The sequence below is a fragment of the Fructobacillus apis genome, from assembly GCF_023893635.1.
GTDB lineage: Bacteria > Bacillota > Bacilli > Lactobacillales > Lactobacillaceae > Fructobacillus > Fructobacillus apis.
Window position 1 is genome coordinate 111781 of record NZ_JAMWYK010000002.1, and the last position, 12973, is coordinate 124753.

General features: G+C 39.2%; 27 protein-coding genes. 4 read left to right on the forward strand and 23 right to left on the reverse strand.

The window, feature by feature from the left end; genetic code table 11:
• The 19 genes from NFX39_RS02300 to NFX39_RS02390 form a co-directional block, all read right to left on the reverse strand.
• A complete protein-coding gene (locus NFX39_RS02300; protein WP_252442647.1) occupies positions 1-150 on the reverse strand; it encodes a hypothetical protein in 150 nt (49 codons plus the stop codon).
• A complete protein-coding gene (locus NFX39_RS02305) occupies positions 147-560 on the reverse strand; it encodes a hypothetical protein (RefSeq protein WP_252442649.1) in 414 nt (137 codons plus the stop codon). Before NFX39_RS02305 ends, NFX39_RS02300 begins: the two co-directional genes overlap by 4 nt.
• 380 nt (positions 561-940) lie before the next feature.
• Complete coding sequence (locus NFX39_RS02310) at positions 941-1372, reverse strand: RinA family protein (protein WP_252442650.1); 432 nt, start codon at positions 1370-1372, stop codon at positions 941-943.
• Positions 1373-1386: 14 nt separating this feature from the next.
• Positions 1387-1857: a RusA family crossover junction endodeoxyribonuclease gene (locus tag NFX39_RS02315; protein ID WP_252442652.1), complete on the reverse strand. Its 471-nt coding sequence runs from the start codon at positions 1855-1857 to the stop codon at positions 1387-1389.
• A gap of 14 nt (positions 1858-1871) precedes the next feature.
• Positions 1872-2552 (reverse strand): N-6 DNA methylase, encoded by a 681-nt coding sequence (locus NFX39_RS02320; protein ID WP_252442653.1) that lies wholly within the window; start codon positions 2550-2552, stop codon positions 1872-1874.
• 25 nt (positions 2553-2577) lie between these two features.
• The gene (locus NFX39_RS02325) at positions 2578-2724 is read right to left on the reverse strand and encodes a hypothetical protein (RefSeq protein WP_252442654.1); all 147 of its coding nucleotides are present in this window, start codon (positions 2722-2724) and stop codon (positions 2578-2580) included.
• A gap of 3 nt (positions 2725-2727) precedes the next feature.
• Entirely contained in the window at positions 2728-3126 is a 399-nt protein-coding gene (locus NFX39_RS02330) for a hypothetical protein (RefSeq protein ID WP_252442655.1), read from the reverse strand.
• Positions 3127-3128: 2 nt separating this feature from the next.
• Positions 3129-3284, reverse strand: a complete 156-nt coding sequence (locus NFX39_RS02335; RefSeq protein ID WP_252442656.1) for a hypothetical protein — start codon at positions 3282-3284, stop codon at positions 3129-3131.
• A gap of 39 nt (positions 3285-3323) precedes the next feature.
• Entirely contained in the window at positions 3324-4001 is a 678-nt protein-coding gene (locus tag NFX39_RS02340) for a putative HNHc nuclease (protein WP_252442658.1), read from the reverse strand.
• Between the two features lies 1 nt (position 4002).
• Positions 4003-4161: a hypothetical protein gene (locus NFX39_RS02345; protein WP_252442660.1), complete on the reverse strand. Its 159-nt coding sequence runs from the start codon at positions 4159-4161 to the stop codon at positions 4003-4005.
• Positions 4158-4445, reverse strand: coding sequence for a hypothetical protein (locus tag NFX39_RS02350; RefSeq protein ID WP_252442662.1), 288 nt, complete (start codon positions 4443-4445; stop codon positions 4158-4160). The genes NFX39_RS02345 and NFX39_RS02350 overlap by 4 nt, the downstream gene beginning before the upstream one ends.
• Before the next feature lie 13 nt (positions 4446-4458).
• Positions 4459-5391, reverse strand: a complete 933-nt coding sequence (locus NFX39_RS02355; RefSeq protein ID WP_252442664.1) for a hypothetical protein — start codon at positions 5389-5391, stop codon at positions 4459-4461.
• A complete protein-coding gene (locus tag NFX39_RS02360; RefSeq protein ID WP_248648604.1) occupies positions 5392-5745 on the reverse strand; it encodes an HNH endonuclease in 354 nt (117 codons plus the stop codon). It lies immediately after the preceding gene.
• A gap of 15 nt (positions 5746-5760) precedes the next feature.
• A complete protein-coding gene (gene ssb / locus NFX39_RS02365) occupies positions 5761-6207 on the reverse strand; it encodes a single-stranded DNA-binding protein (RefSeq protein WP_252442665.1) in 447 nt (148 codons plus the stop codon).
• Positions 6204-6827 (reverse strand): Sak single strand annealing protein, encoded by a 624-nt coding sequence (locus NFX39_RS02370; protein WP_252442667.1) that lies wholly within the window; start codon positions 6825-6827, stop codon positions 6204-6206. The genes ssb and NFX39_RS02370 overlap by 4 nt, the downstream gene beginning before the upstream one ends.
• Positions 6828-6838: 11 nt before the next feature.
• Positions 6839-7726 carry a DUF1351 domain-containing protein gene (locus NFX39_RS02375; RefSeq protein ID WP_252442669.1) on the reverse strand — a complete coding sequence of 296 codons (888 nt, stop codon included), beginning with the start codon at positions 7724-7726 and terminating at the stop codon, positions 6839-6841.
• A complete protein-coding gene (locus NFX39_RS02380; protein WP_252442671.1) occupies positions 7723-7920 on the reverse strand; it encodes a hypothetical protein in 198 nt (65 codons plus the stop codon). Before NFX39_RS02380 ends, NFX39_RS02375 begins: the two co-directional genes overlap by 4 nt.
• A 49-nt stretch (positions 7921-7969) precedes the next feature.
• Positions 7970-8194 carry a hypothetical protein gene (locus tag NFX39_RS02385; protein WP_252442673.1) on the reverse strand — a complete coding sequence of 75 codons (225 nt, stop codon included), beginning with the start codon at positions 8192-8194 and terminating at the stop codon, positions 7970-7972.
• A gap of 15 nt (positions 8195-8209) precedes the next feature.
• Positions 8210-8440, reverse strand: a complete 231-nt coding sequence (locus tag NFX39_RS02390) for a hypothetical protein (protein WP_241587405.1) — start codon at positions 8438-8440, stop codon at positions 8210-8212.
• A gap of 68 nt (positions 8441-8508) precedes the next feature.
• Between NFX39_RS02390 and NFX39_RS02395 the strand changes: the two genes are divergently transcribed.
• Together NFX39_RS02395 and NFX39_RS02400 are read left to right on the forward strand one after the other, a co-directional pair.
• Complete coding sequence (locus NFX39_RS02395) at positions 8509-8877, forward strand: hypothetical protein (RefSeq protein WP_252442675.1); 369 nt, start codon at positions 8509-8511, stop codon at positions 8875-8877.
• Between the two features lie 138 nt (positions 8878-9015).
• Positions 9016-9495 (forward strand): hypothetical protein, encoded by a 480-nt coding sequence (locus NFX39_RS02400; RefSeq protein ID WP_252442677.1) that lies wholly within the window; start codon positions 9016-9018, stop codon positions 9493-9495.
• Between the two features lie 115 nt (positions 9496-9610).
• Here the strand turns inward: NFX39_RS02400 and NFX39_RS02405 are convergent, their stop codons facing one another.
• The 4 genes from NFX39_RS02405 to NFX39_RS02420 are packed head-to-tail and all read right to left on the reverse strand — an operon-like array spanning position 9611 to position 10886.
• Positions 9611-9778: a hypothetical protein gene (locus NFX39_RS02405; RefSeq protein ID WP_252442679.1), complete on the reverse strand. Its 168-nt coding sequence runs from the start codon at positions 9776-9778 to the stop codon at positions 9611-9613.
• A 1-nt stretch (position 9779) separates the two neighbouring features.
• Positions 9780-9941, reverse strand: coding sequence for a hypothetical protein (locus NFX39_RS02410; RefSeq protein WP_252442680.1), 162 nt, complete (start codon positions 9939-9941; stop codon positions 9780-9782).
• A 10-nt stretch (positions 9942-9951) separates the two neighbouring features.
• Positions 9952-10647: an ORF6C domain-containing protein gene (locus NFX39_RS02415; RefSeq protein WP_252442681.1), complete on the reverse strand. Its 696-nt coding sequence runs from the start codon at positions 10645-10647 to the stop codon at positions 9952-9954.
• A 32-nt stretch (positions 10648-10679) separates the two neighbouring features.
• Positions 10680-10886 carry a helix-turn-helix domain-containing protein gene (locus NFX39_RS02420; protein WP_248648592.1) on the reverse strand — a complete coding sequence of 69 codons (207 nt, stop codon included), beginning with the start codon at positions 10884-10886 and terminating at the stop codon, positions 10680-10682.
• 136 nt (positions 10887-11022) lie between these two features.
• On the opposite strand from NFX39_RS02420, the gene NFX39_RS02425 reads away from it, so the two are divergent.
• Together NFX39_RS02425 and NFX39_RS02430 are read left to right on the forward strand one after the other, a co-directional pair.
• Positions 11023-11706: a LexA family protein gene (locus NFX39_RS02425; protein WP_248648591.1), complete on the forward strand. Its 684-nt coding sequence runs from the start codon at positions 11023-11025 to the stop codon at positions 11704-11706.
• A gap of 21 nt (positions 11707-11727) precedes the next feature.
• Entirely contained in the window at positions 11728-12930 is a 1203-nt protein-coding gene (locus NFX39_RS02430) for an SNIPE associated domain-containing protein (RefSeq protein WP_252442682.1), read from the forward strand.
• The last annotated feature ends 43 nt before the right edge of the window (positions 12931-12973 follow it).

Here is a 12973-nt window from a genome sequence, read left to right on the forward strand (position 1 = left end):
CTAGAATGTCACTCCAAACCACAGCATTTTAGCGCCAATGATCATAACACCACATGATCCGGCAAGTAGACCACCTAATAACATGTAAGCCGCCACATTAGCAATGTGTGCCATTGTTTTAGTGAACTTAAATTTCAAATAGTCTTTCATGACTCACCTCCTGCGTTTTGTTTCTCACTTTCTCTGTATTCAATCAACGACTGTACCGCATCGTTAAAATCTTTCTTTTCAACAACAATCTCATCACCACCATCGTCAATAAATCGAACCAAGCAATCCGAAACGTCTTCATCGGACATCTCCCTAATGTCCTCACGCCAGTCATATCGTTCAACTAGTAGTGCTAACATCTCTAATGGTGTATCAATTGGACCAAGAGGCCAGTCACTATCACAACAGGTCTCACAATAATAAGGGTCGTCAGCACTACATGAATAATCATCGTCTACATCTAAATCAGTGTCTTCAAAATAAACACCACCCATATGACTTTCAACCGCATACAAAGTTTCAGGTAGTTGGTTGTTCATTTTTTCTTTTTTGAAGACGATTTTTTCCATAACTTCCTCCAAATAAAAAGAACCATTTCCTTATTGGAAATAGTTCGTTATGTACACAGGGAGCGACCCTGCATATCCAATGCACCCATTGGTAGGCATATATTCAGTAAACATATATTTCAGCCGGCAAGGCACCAATCCGACTGGGTCATTCTTTTTCCTCGAATTAACGAGATTGAACGCCACATTTAACCACCGATATGTACCGTGGCTATTCCAACCAGGAAATGAGTTCACAAATTTGCGAAATAACTATAAACAAGAGAGCATATGAACAAGAAAACATGTCTGCTCATTCCCTATCTATCTGAAATAACCACAATACAAATATACCACGTTTTTTAGGATAAAAAGTGCAATAAAAGTGAAGTCTTTTGACACTACAAAGTTTTCCACAGGAATGATGGATCCCAGTAAGCCCCTTCTGAAAATTCTTGCTTGATTCGCTTCAAGTCGTTGTAGCACTGACGCTTTGATTTGTAGAGTTCTTTGGCCACTTTATCCCAACTGTAAGGCTTACGTCGGTATCGCATTAGAAGAAGTTGTTGTTCATGTTGAGTTAGCGTAAGCATAAACTGATTCACGTTCCATTTGTCCTTGTTCCACTGCGCAATATTCCAGTCGTCCGTCTTTTTGATGATTCGATTTTCAATGCCATTTTTGGCAACGTTGACGTTTTGAACTCTTCCTCCGCCATAGTTCTCATCTGCACTACCAGTATCTTCCTCTAATTTTTTGATTCGACACTTGATTAGTGAATCAATTTTACCTGAGATACATGCCTTAAAATATCGGTCAATTTCGTCCGCCAAATTAATCACCCCCTTTAATACTGATTATCGTTAATCTTGCTTACCTCAATGACAATCTTCTCTTCGTCGCTAAACCGCTTCTTAGCGTTGATGTCACACAGCATGGCATCGTCCTTCCACAGAATGCCATTTAAGGCGTCCTCGGTACTCTTAATGTAGTTGCTAAGGTCTGGCTTCTTAAAAGGCAACAGCTCGCCAATAAGAGCCATTGCGTGCTTAACCTTGCTAAGTGACTTAGGCGGCAGAATGTAAAATGTCACGGTCAGTGCCAGCGCCCCACTTAACGGCTCGAAGTAGTTCACGCTCTTTTCAAGATTGGCTAGGTAAGCCAGTCGCTTCTTGTACTCAACCACCTTCTTCGGATCGTACAAGTATGGCTTCCGCTTCGTGTACATCTTCGACCGGTTGTACTCACTCTTCATGCCAATACGAGGACGAGCCTGTTGCTGTGGCTTGATGTCAAACTCAATCTTTATCGTTTCCACGTCTTAGCTTCCTCCTAACTATTTGCCAATATGCGAATACCATCTAGTTCTAACTCGTCCTCAATGTGTTCAAGCGGTTCACCTACCCAATCATCTACGTTGAAATAACGCCTAACCTCATCAGTCCGTGGCATGACGTTAATACTTGAGTGAGCGAATGGTTCATCTTCCGTGTTTTGAACAAAGTAAATGTTCTTAACTTCCCGGCTCAAACTATCACCATGAACAATGACGGCATTAATTCCCCGGATTGCTGCGTTAAACAATAAGAACGGAATAGCCCTGTCTGACAGCTCCTCTAACCAATAGAATTTGGAGCTTGGTTTATGAAACAACATTCCAAGTGGTCCAAGTGATTGAATACCTTCCCACCAGTTACGAATCATCATTCCGCCAGTACCCGCTGTTGGTTCAAAGACAAAGTTAGCGTGATTGCTACCAGTTAATCCGGCTACCAAGTCAGAAACCGCATTTGGCGTAAAGTCTTGCTTGTTAGTCTTCCTTTCTGCTTGTTCGGCCATGTAATAGTCATGAAATCCGTCAACAGATGGATCGCAAGAATACTCCTTGATATAACGACTAAACGCTTCTTCTCGTCTGTCTTTATCAAGCATTACTTCGTGCATTTTTGTTGGCAAGTAGATGGCTTCATCGACCCCAAAAATGTCGTGAATGATACCAACGTCATCGCTCATCACTCCACCTCTTCCATTTCGTTCATCACTTCTCCTCTTCGTCATAAGGTGCCATGAACGCCATGTATTCTTGCGGACAACTATCAACCTTTTTTTCCGCAGCAGCAAAAGATAACCCTGTATATTCCCAAGATGTACCCTCGCCATAAAATTCAACTTTCCATTTTTGCATTCACTACACCTCTTCCTTGTAGAACATGTCTGGGTTGTAGCCCCATTTCCTAATTTCTCTCTCCGTCAGTGCATGCCATGTAATATCCGTTTCTAATGACGGGTAACCTTCTGGGCCAACAGTGATGAAGATTTCTTTTCCGTTTTTATCAGCATTCTTACTTTTCCAAAAGTACTTTTTCTCTTTCTCAACGAACTGTTCTTTTGCTTCATTACGGGTTGCGGGATTGGCAATCGCAAAAATCTTTTCCCAATCGTTGATAAAATCAAATCCCCAAAACAACTCATCTTGGATTTGAATCAACAAATTAGGGTTCATCAATCCCATGTTGTATTCTTTGTTTACCTTATCGAAGCAATCAACAATCTTCTGATATTCTTCTTCAGTGAATTTTTTAGTCATAATCAAACGCCCTTTTCTTTTTTAGTTTTTTCTGCAATTCGTACAATCTTATTGATCATGTCTTTTTGGCCGCTTTTAAATCCAATCTTGTACCAAATGAAACAAGGAATCGCTTCTAAAAAAGTAGAAGCAGCTAATACTATAATTGCGTTAATCATGTTTTCCCCTTTCAAATTACACATATACCAATTTCAATATCACCAGTAATTCAAGTGATAAATCTGTGCAATTTTTTCGTCCACAGGAACGCCCTGCAAATGATATTCAGCCATGCGCTCTTTCTCCTCGTGATGGAACAAGTCATGATGTTCTCGACACAAGGCAATCAAGTGCCGGCCTCTGTGGTTAATCTTTTTGCGGTCGTTTCCAATACCCACCTTGCTACCTGTGATGTGGTGATGGTCTGCTTTCAGTCCGCAAATCACACACCGCTTGTTCATCAGGCATGCATACTCATATCGAGCAATGGCAGGGTCGTCTAAGTTGTCTAGTGGCCTCTTGCTTAGTGGCACGTTATGCTGCAAGCAAAACTCCAGCAGCATGTTGATAAACGTGTTGGCATCCGACATATTTCCCCGACCGTTTGACAAGCTAAAGTCCTCGATGCCATAGAACATATCCATGGCGAAGTAGAATGCCCGCTTAATCAGTTCAGGTTCGCCTGCCCATTTACCACCAATTTCAGCTTTGGCAATATCGCCGATAAGAGCAAATGCAAAATTACGCTGTTTAGGGCTCGCAGAACGTCCATCTTGTATGTTTAGTGTGATTACACTATCCTGCACTTTATCGAGCTCATACAGCTTATCTGGGCTTTCTAGCTCTATTGTGACGACAGACCCACGCCTGCTTAGTAACTTACCTGGCAACTCCACATTACTTCACCTTCTTTTTGTCTCGCTTGTCCGGCTTGCGGTCACCGTATGGATCGTATGTCATCGCAAACTTGACCAACGGGTACAAAATAGTCAACAGCAGGCCAACAATCGCTAATGCAAATGCCCACAACACAAAATAAATAATCCACCAAATCATTTTGGCAACTCCTTAATCTGTTTAAGTACCTCATCACGAGTTTTGTCATCGGCATATCCAATAACGTCTTCAGTAATCGGCGTGGTGTAGCAAATATCATAGCGGCCATTATCGTCGAACTTCAAAACAGCTATTTCGCACAATCCATTTTCATATCCGTAACTACCAAAATGGAAAACAACGCTTGCACCATAGCCATTGCTGAACTTGTAAACAACCTGATCGAGATAAGTTTTTTCGATATATTTTTCAAATTTCTTACTGTGCGATATTCCTTTGTTCATCGTGTTCTCCCTCCTAATCGTGTGTCTTGTACCCCTTCATCAGTTCAAGAGCTGCTTTGATGTCCGCCTTGTCCGTTTCGCTAGCAATAGGCGCCACATTCTTAGACATTGGTGGCTCTTGCTTTTGTCCTGGTTTAGGCTTGACTTTCTTCTCAGGCATTACTCCACCAACAAATCCACGCTCCTTAGCGCTGTCTAAATGTTTTTCAAACTTATTGACCAACGATTGAACAGTGATGTACTCAATATCAGAGTATCTCGTGACCATGTAATTCAACACGTCTTGGAAATCCTCAAGCGATACATTCTTCATCGCTAACGACGAGAACGTACCTGTGTTTTCATTATTCCGTCCGGTTTCCTTGTTGTAAGCAGCCAACATTTTTGAAGCCAACATGGGGTCAATTAAGGGCTCATTTTCTTGCGCCTTATTTATTGAAGAAGTCTTATGGTTATTCTCTTGGTAATCTAATGGTATTGGTCGGGTCAAATTGTCCCCTTCTGAAAGGGTCAAATTGTCCCCATCAGATGAGGTCAATTTGTCTTCTTCGATAGGGTCAAATTGTCCCTTTCGATTGTCCCGTTTGGTATCTTCGATAGGGTCAAATTGTCCCATTGCTTCGTTTAGGCGTTTGTAGTTGATTGTGTACCATTTTGTACGATCAAATCGTTGCTTGTTGAAATTTCCGGTAATCAGAAAATTTTGTTCTACTAAAAAGTTGAAAATTCGTTTTACTGTTTTTTCTGACAACCAGTTAAACTGTTTATTCCATTCTGAAATCGAGTTCCAAATCCATTTTTGTCCACCGAATTCTTTTCCTGAACGCTCAACCCAGTAATGAACTTGTTGAAGAACGATTGCTTTGTCTGCGCCTCCTAACAGTTTTGCCAATCCTGGTTGGAACTGCATTGGGCTTTCTTGAATCAATAATTTTGAACTTCCCAATTAACAATCCTTGAAAAACTCTGAAAAAGTTTTTGTTCCCTTTCTCAAATTGCACTCCTGGCAACTAACAGCCAAGTTTGCCAATTCGTTATTTCCACCTTTGGCAAGTGGTTGCTTGTGTTCTACATGAAATTTATCTTTACTAACAGAATTCTCACAATAAACACAAATCCCGTTATATTTTTCAAAAACAAGATTTCGTTTTCTTTTAGAAATCTTTGGGCGTTTCCCTTTTGGATATCCAAACTCAACATGATATTCGTGTGAAAGTGAATTCATTCTGTTTGCTTCTTCTCGGCTTAAATAATTTTTCGAACTAAGAACTTTTAATTCATTTATTTCGTTTTGTTTCATAGCTATACCAATTCCTTAAAATGGCATGTCGTCATCTAAAATGTCTACGCCCTGTTGATCCTGGAATGGGTTATTAGAACCCTGTTGTGGACGTTGTTGATTATTGCTTGCTCCATTTTGTTGACGACGGTGTTCTGACTCTGCCTTACTCTCAAGCAATGAGAAGTTATCGACTGCTACTTCCGTTACATAGACACGTTGGCCCGCATTGTTTTCATAGTTACGTGTCTGCAACCGGCCTTCAATGGCCACAAGCGCCCCCTTACCAGTAAAGTTGGCAAAGTTTTCGGCGGCCTTACGCCAAATAACTGCGTTGATAAAGTCGCTCTCTCGTTCGCCATTAGCGTCTTTAAATGTACGTTGGACTGCTAGGTTGAAAGACCCAACCGCAACGCCTGACTGCGTATATCTGACCTCTACGTCTTTAGTTAATCGTCCAGTTAATACAACTCGGTTAATCATGCTTCTTGCTCCTCTTTCTTTACTTCTGCTTTCATCTTTGCCTTTTCTAGGGTTTCGTTAACAAACCTTTCGGCTGCCTTGTAATTGTCCTCGGTAAGGTCACTAATCTTCGCAACACCAAGTTGCTTAGTAAACCAATTCAGTAATGGTTTTCCAGTCACCTTTTCCGTATTCTGGATGGTTATATCGAGAATATTCGCCTGCTCTTTAGTTATTTTTTCTGGCTCTACATCTGGCAAATCCTCTCCGGCGTAAATATAAAGACCCAGTCCAAACATCGCTAAGTTTTTGACCAAGCAGCGCATAACTGCCTTGTTAACATCAGTTGTTGTTGGCTTCATCAATGATTTGTTACGCATGTCCATTACTGGAAGCCACATTTCTAGGGTCTTGCCGTCGATTGTCACTTCAGTAGACACCATGAATCCAGATTGATTATTACCGGTATACAAATCGCCATTCTCTGACTTCTTAACACGATACGTCGTATCTGGATAGCGTTTCATCACTTCTGAGATTGCCCAAGGCCAAGACAAGTAGCTAAAGTTTCCTTTTTTGTCGATATGGTCTTTGACATCAATTTCACTCAGCGTCTTAAATACTGATTTTGTTTCAGTCATGCCGAATCCTCCTAACCTTCACTAGTTCCTTGAAATTGGATACCCTTACCATTCAAGAAGTCGGAAATCTCTTGCAACTCATCTCGAGTACATGCAAACACCTTAAATGAACGGTCATAGCGTTCTTCAACAGGCTTAATCACTTCGCCTGTCTCTTCGTCAACTTGCTTTGTCTGCGCTTGTGAGATAGCCCGTTCACGCTCAGCACGTTGCGCCGCTTCCTGCGCTTCTCGTTGTTGGTTAGCCATCCGCACATCGAACTTCATACCTTCAATAACATCAGGTAGTGAATGACTATCCAGTTGCTTGATGTAAGGGGCTGGGTTGACATTCAATTGACTAGCAAACTCCTTAACCATGTTGACTTCATTCTGTTCAGTCTTCTGGTTCGCCTTATCAGTCATGATGGCTGGCGTTAGCTCATTATCAATAAAGCTATCCTTTGGCTCAAGGCCATTGAAGTTTTTCTTGTACAGCCACTTTTCATCAATAGGGATCCGTGGTTCATATGGCGTATCTTGATACTGGCTTTCAATGTACAAATTGATATTAGCCCGCCACTTTTCCTTCAATTCTTCTGTGTACTTATCGAGTTGAACCTTGATATTATTACCGGCTGACTTAAGCTTCTTCTCGGCATTCATCATCTGTTCCTTAACTGGTAGCCAAGGAGCAAGCATATTTTTTTCAATGTCAGAACGCCTTGAAGCGGACTCCTTAACCATCTTGTTAATCAGCGCTTTTTCGTCCTTAGCAACCTTCATTGTTTCTTCTGTTACGACAAAGTTGTTGCCATACTCAACATACTTATTAACCATGGCCAAGTACTGATCCAAGTTCTTGAACTCAATCTTGCCATCTTTAATGTTGTTTTCCGGCAGTGTAATTACTTCCGTCATAGTTCAGTTACCTCCCGTTCCAAATCGCCTAGCTCTTCGTACTTCTCGTCGATTACAGCCTCCAAGTCCTCCTTAGTGCTTTTCAGATCATTGATTTCATCACGTTTGGCGTAAATTGCATCCTGCAACTCTTCATACCGTTCGCGCCGTTGCGTGTTTTCTGGGTACATCAACATGCTGTTTTCAATTGTCATTTTTATCCTCCGTGATATACTAGAGGCATAAATTTCTTTCTGGGAAACTTTATGCCTTAGCTCTCTTGGTTGCAGCCTTGAGAGCTTTTTTCTGTTGCTTGTACAAACGTTGCGCTTTCTTGCGCTCATTATTTGCAATGTCTCGATCGGTATCGTTATCGCCAAATAACGGCTTTTTATCCAGCGAAAGAGTAACCAAGTAGATAAAACTTGCTACTGCTCCCGTTGTGAATATCCATCCGATAACTTCATTCCAAAACATGCTATTAGTCATTCCATCACTTCCTTTCTAAACCTGGTGTACATAGCGCACGTTTTCACGCATCCACTTGCATACTTCGCATTCCAGGTACTTTTTATTCTTCATCCCATCTATTTGGAAATATGGGAAACCAGGTTGCATAACAAGCTGCTCAACATAAGTACGCGACTCCTGCATTGCTTCAGCAAGTCCGCTAATCGTGAACGTTCGGTACCCGTCTGGACGAAGTGGAGGAACGTTCATTACTTTGCTAGCCATACTCTGACCCCCTTTCTTTTGGTATCCTTTAATTACAAACATTTGTCACAGTAAAAATGGAGACTACAATGCTTACAAAAAACGCTGAGCTACTACTAAAAAAATTCGTAAATAATGAGTTTGATTCTTTCGATTCATCAAATGTTCATATTTCAGAAGGCGAGATATTCAGGAAGTCACCACTCCAAAATGATGAAAATACTGAAATTGCGTTATCAGAATTATTAAATAATGGGTATGTGAAACAAGTAGCTAAAGCCCTTTACTACGCAACAACTTCTGGAAAAACTTATTTTGATTTGAAAAAACTAACTCGGAAAAACAAAATAGTTTGGAATATTGCGGTCCCTGCACTACTCGGTTTCATAGGGGGATCACTGCCGAATATATTCAGTTGGTTAGCAAGGATAATAAGATGGCTATCACAACTCCAGTAAAGAAACTAGTCACGAATAATATTGGATTCATCCATTCTGGATATTCTTCATCTTCTTTTTTCATGTTGTTAACCTTTCTTTTGTTATCCTTTAGTTACTGGCAGTGCAGTGCCTAGTAAATTGAAAGGAGTAAATATTTTGGAAACAATTACATCGTTTTTAGTTCCAGTAGTATCTGTTATCGCTTCATTTTTAATTGGATTATTTACAAATCGAATCGGTGCTAAACGGGAAGCAAATAAACAAATTTATTCTTATTTTTATGCTCCAGTTATGAAAGAAGTCATTCAGCTTTTACCTTCAAAACCTTATATCGATTCGTTGATGGTAAGAACGCCTGTCAAATCTTATAGAAGAGTAAGCGACTTAATTGCTTCAAATATTCACTTAGCCTCTCCAGTAATGATTGAATCCTATAGAAAGTTTGAATTGTCATTGATCATCCTCGAAGGTCACTATGATAGTGCTGATCGCCGTGAAAGAATTGAGTTAAATACCACCTTTAACCAATTAATTACGTCTACCCTAGAAGAAGCCAACATATTAGCGAGAAAACTAAAATACCCAGAAACCCCAAAAGAAATTTTGAAAACATATTTTCAACGAACCGACCTATAGCAAATTCAATCAGGCAGAATAAAATTGTTATTTGTTCAAGTAAGTTGCTTGCCATTTCAATCCTTTTACATTTGATGGTCGTCTGTCGCTCTCAGGACGTGCTTACGTACTTCAATCATTCACGACTAGTTCGTGACATTGAGATAATGTAGTCAACCTCATTGGTTGGCTTATTTTTTTCATCAAAAACTCGTTTGACTTTTACTTGGTCTAAATTCCAATCCTCAAAATATCTACCGATTGACTCCAACGTATTTTCTTTGAATTCTTTTTGCTGTTTCAAATCACAGTTCCTCAATTTCATTCATGATTTTTTTAAGCTTTGTTAGTGTTTTTCTATACTGGCAAAGCTTTTTTCGTTTTCGTCTGCTAAGCGTTAATGTTGCAAAAACTTGATAGCCATCTTCATCTTGAACAACACGATCAACAACGAATTTATCTTTCATGTTTCCTCCTTTACGCTGGCTGTTCTTGGTTAGCACCACGAATTGCCAAATCAAGCAGGTTGTTCGGCTCCCAACGATTCAAGAAACGCTTACCTTCTTCAAAATACTTTCGTGGCAGTGCGTTATAACGTGGAACACTGAATTGTTGCTTAAAGTCCTTGGCAATAGCATGGAATACTTCACTAGAAAGTTCCTTGTACGCTTGGCTATACTTACCACCTAAGATTGCAAACACTCGATTACGACGAAGATTTAATAATTCTTGTTGCTCCCAACTACGAATTTCCTGGTCGTCTTCAAACTTGTCGAAGCGTTGTTCCAACTGAGTCTGCTTATCCTCCTGCTGTTTCAACGCTTCAAAAGTTGTTGCAAGAATTGCCATTGGATCTTTCTGTACCGAATAACTACCAGTCTTTCGAATGCTTGGCAGGACTTCATCAGTTACCCAGTCTTGAAACTTTTCGGCCTGTTGACTATTAGCTTTAATGGCTAACTTATACAATTGAGGTTCGGTGATAAAATCGCCTTTCCCCACTCGTGGGGAATCTAGGTATTCACGTACTCGAGACCACCGGACATATTTTTTGCCACTTTTGGCAAAAGTTGTAATCCCAATCCCAACAGCCGCTGTTTCTGCATCGAACAAAACTTGTCCGTTTTCTTCTTTGACTTTTAGGTTGTCAAACACCTTTACTTCGTTTGCCATGTTGGCCTCCTTTTATATATTTTTGCAATAGATTATTGATAAAAAAAATCCTTGATATTTCCACCAAGTAAATGGGAAATTTTTCGGGCATTTTCAGGCCTCATGGCATCACCTCTTTTTCGGTATCTCCACATAGACTGGTATGTTACACCAACTTCACGAGCTAAAGAAGATTCGCTGTATCCATGATTACTCAATAATTGTTGCCAGTTTTCTGTATCTTTAATCTTCCAACTCACCGCTATGATTACCTCCTTTCATTAACTTATGTATTTATTGTATAACTAATTATATATTTTTGCAATAACTTTTTTATAACAATATTATTAACTTTTGCAAAAGCTACTATATACTATTAGTTACAAAGGGGAACACATGAAAGTATCTAATCAAGAGTTCGGATATCATCTGCGCGAACTTCGTCAACAAAAAGGATTCAGCATAAGTCAAACCGCACTACAAGCGGGAGTATCTCAACCATACTTATCTCAAGTTGAGAATGCTCGTCGGAGTATTCCTAAGCCTAGTACTCTTGAAAAAATTGCACATGGATTAAGAGTCGATAAAAGTGTTGTTTTTAAAATGGCTGGAATTGTTGAAAACATTCCCAACGAGTTACCCATCAGCTCTATCCCATCTACCGTGTCTATTCCTATCTATGGTCGTATATCTGCAGGATACCCCGAAGGAGCTAAGGAAGATATTGAGGGACACGTAAAGATAGACGATGACCTTGTCGAACGTTATGGTAAAGACAATTTAATCGGACTTCGTGTTAACGGAGAAAGTATGAACAAAGTTGTGCCCAATGGTGCTATCGCTATTCTTGCAAAAATCGATAAATGTGAAATTACTAACGGTGACATCTGTGGGGTCATTATTGACGGAGAAACTGCTACACTCAAACACGTGTACCAGTACCCTGATCGCATTCGTTTTGAGCCAAATAGCTGGCTACCTAACTTCAAACCATTCGAGTACAGCAAAGAAGACGTTGACAATGGACAACCCCCAATTCAAATTATTGGTAAGTTAGTCCATCAGCAATCATCTTTCTAAATTATCATCAAAGGAGTAACTATGGGTTTATTTAACAGGAAAAAAGATGAGCAACTAGAAAAGAAAATTGAAATTTTAGAGAATAAGATTACTTCAAAAAAAGAAAAGCTCGATAAGATTATTAATGATAAAAGCAATCAAATCAATGAATTGGACAAAAAGATCGATGAAGCAACCAAAGAATTAAGTTCACTTCAAAGTGATATTGAATTGGGCTTTTATCAACCAACTTACCAATTCATTGACAGCTTAGTGCTAAAAGAAAAGTTAAAAAACATAACAGACTCTGAAAAACAACTCGTTAAGGAAAAAAGTGCTTTTTTAATTACCGAAACATACACATTCAACGGTTCAATATCTAAGGGAAGAGCAATGCAGAATAAAAGCGGTTCTGCAATCATACGTGCTTTTAACGGTGAAGCAACAGGAATAATAAATAAAGTCAATGCTAATAATTACAACAAAAAGATCGAATCATTAAAAAAGAGTTATGAAAAATTAAATAATCTTTTTGAAAAATCTTCATTTGTTAAAATATCAGTCCCGTATTTAAACCTAAAACTAGATGAACTTACGTTATCTGTTGAATATGCTTTAAAAAAACAAGAAGAAAAAGATATTCTAAAAGAGCAAAGGCAGCGTGAAATTGAAGAAAAGAAACTTCAAAAAGAAGTCGAAAATCAGCAGAAAATAATTCAAAAAGAACGCACTCAATATCAAAATGCTTTATCAAAATTAGAAGAACAGGAATATAGCGAAGATATCGAAGAACAAATCAACAACTTAAAATCAAAATTAAAACAACTTGATGATGATGCTAAAGAACTAGATTACAGAATATCTAACTCAAAAGCTGGCTATGTTTATATCATCAGTAATGTTGGCTCCTTTGGAAAAGATGTTTATAAAATAGGTGTTACACGCCGACTAACACCTATGGACCGAATTGATGAACTCGGAAGTGCATCTGTTCCATTTAAATTCGATGTACATGCTCTCATTTTTTCAGAAGATGCTTTTCAACTTGAAAGCGAACTACACCAAGAATTCACTGATAATCGGGTTAACCACATCAACAATAGGAAAGAATACTTTAATGTATCTCTAGATGATATTAAAAAATTTATCCAAGATAAAAAAAACATAACAATAGAGTGGCATGATACCCCAGAAAATTCTGAATTTGAATTATCGCAAAGGAGTATGTCAAAAACTAATAACTAAACATACTTACGTGCAGAACGGAACCACGTTAAAAGCTGAGAGG

Excerpts from the sequence above, each read along its gene's own strand:
- NFX39_RS02300 (WP_252442647.1), bottom strand. The coding sequence starts at position 150 with ATGAAAGACTATTTGAAATTTAAGTTCACTAAAACAATGGCACACATT.
- NFX39_RS02305 (WP_252442649.1), bottom strand. The coding sequence starts at position 560 with ATGGAAAAAATCGTCTTCAAAAAAGAAAAAATGAACAACCAACTACCT.
- NFX39_RS02320 (WP_252442653.1), bottom strand. The coding sequence starts at position 2,552 with ATGAGCGATGACGTTGGTATCATTCACGACATTTTTGGGGTCGATGAA.
- NFX39_RS02325 (WP_252442654.1), bottom strand. The coding sequence starts at position 2,724 with ATGCAAAAATGGAAAGTTGAATTTTATGGCGAGGGTACATCTTGGGAA.
- NFX39_RS02330 (WP_252442655.1), bottom strand. The coding sequence starts at position 3,126 with ATGACTAAAAAATTCACTGAAGAAGAATATCAGAAGATTGTTGATTGC.
- NFX39_RS02335 (WP_252442656.1), bottom strand. The coding sequence starts at position 3,284 with ATGATTAACGCAATTATAGTATTAGCTGCTTCTACTTTTTTAGAAGCG.
- NFX39_RS02345 (WP_252442660.1), bottom strand. The coding sequence starts at position 4,161 with ATGATTTGGTGGATTATTTATTTTGTGTTGTGGGCATTTGCATTAGCG.
- NFX39_RS02350 (WP_252442662.1), bottom strand. The coding sequence starts at position 4,445 with ATGAACAAAGGAATATCGCACAGTAAGAAATTTGAAAAATATATCGAA.
- NFX39_RS02360 (WP_248648604.1), bottom strand. The coding sequence starts at position 5,745 with ATGAAACAAAACGAAATAAATGAATTAAAAGTTCTTAGTTCGAAAAAT.
- ssb (WP_252442665.1), bottom strand. The coding sequence starts at position 6,207 with ATGATTAACCGAGTTGTATTAACTGGACGATTAACTAAAGACGTAGAG.
- NFX39_RS02370 (WP_252442667.1), bottom strand. The coding sequence starts at position 6,827 with ATGACTGAAACAAAATCAGTATTTAAGACGCTGAGTGAAATTGATGTC.
- NFX39_RS02375 (WP_252442669.1), bottom strand. The coding sequence starts at position 7,726 with ATGACGGAAGTAATTACACTGCCGGAAAACAACATTAAAGATGGCAAG.
- NFX39_RS02380 (WP_252442671.1), bottom strand. The coding sequence starts at position 7,920 with ATGACAATTGAAAACAGCATGTTGATGTACCCAGAAAACACGCAACGG.
- NFX39_RS02385 (WP_252442673.1), bottom strand. The coding sequence starts at position 8,194 with ATGACTAATAGCATGTTTTGGAATGAAGTTATCGGATGGATATTCACA.
- NFX39_RS02390 (WP_241587405.1), bottom strand. The coding sequence starts at position 8,440 with ATGGCTAGCAAAGTAATGAACGTTCCTCCACTTCGTCCAGACGGGTAC.
- NFX39_RS02395 (WP_252442675.1), top strand. The coding sequence starts at position 8,509 with ATGCTTACAAAAAACGCTGAGCTACTACTAAAAAAATTCGTAAATAAT.
- NFX39_RS02410 (WP_252442680.1), bottom strand. The coding sequence starts at position 9,941 with ATGAAAGATAAATTCGTTGTTGATCGTGTTGTTCAAGATGAAGATGGC.
- NFX39_RS02415 (WP_252442681.1), bottom strand. The coding sequence starts at position 10,647 with ATGGCAAACGAAGTAAAGGTGTTTGACAACCTAAAAGTCAAAGAAGAA.
- NFX39_RS02425 (WP_248648591.1), top strand. The coding sequence starts at position 11,023 with ATGAAAGTATCTAATCAAGAGTTCGGATATCATCTGCGCGAACTTCGT.
- NFX39_RS02430 (WP_252442682.1), top strand. The coding sequence starts at position 11,728 with ATGGGTTTATTTAACAGGAAAAAAGATGAGCAACTAGAAAAGAAAATT.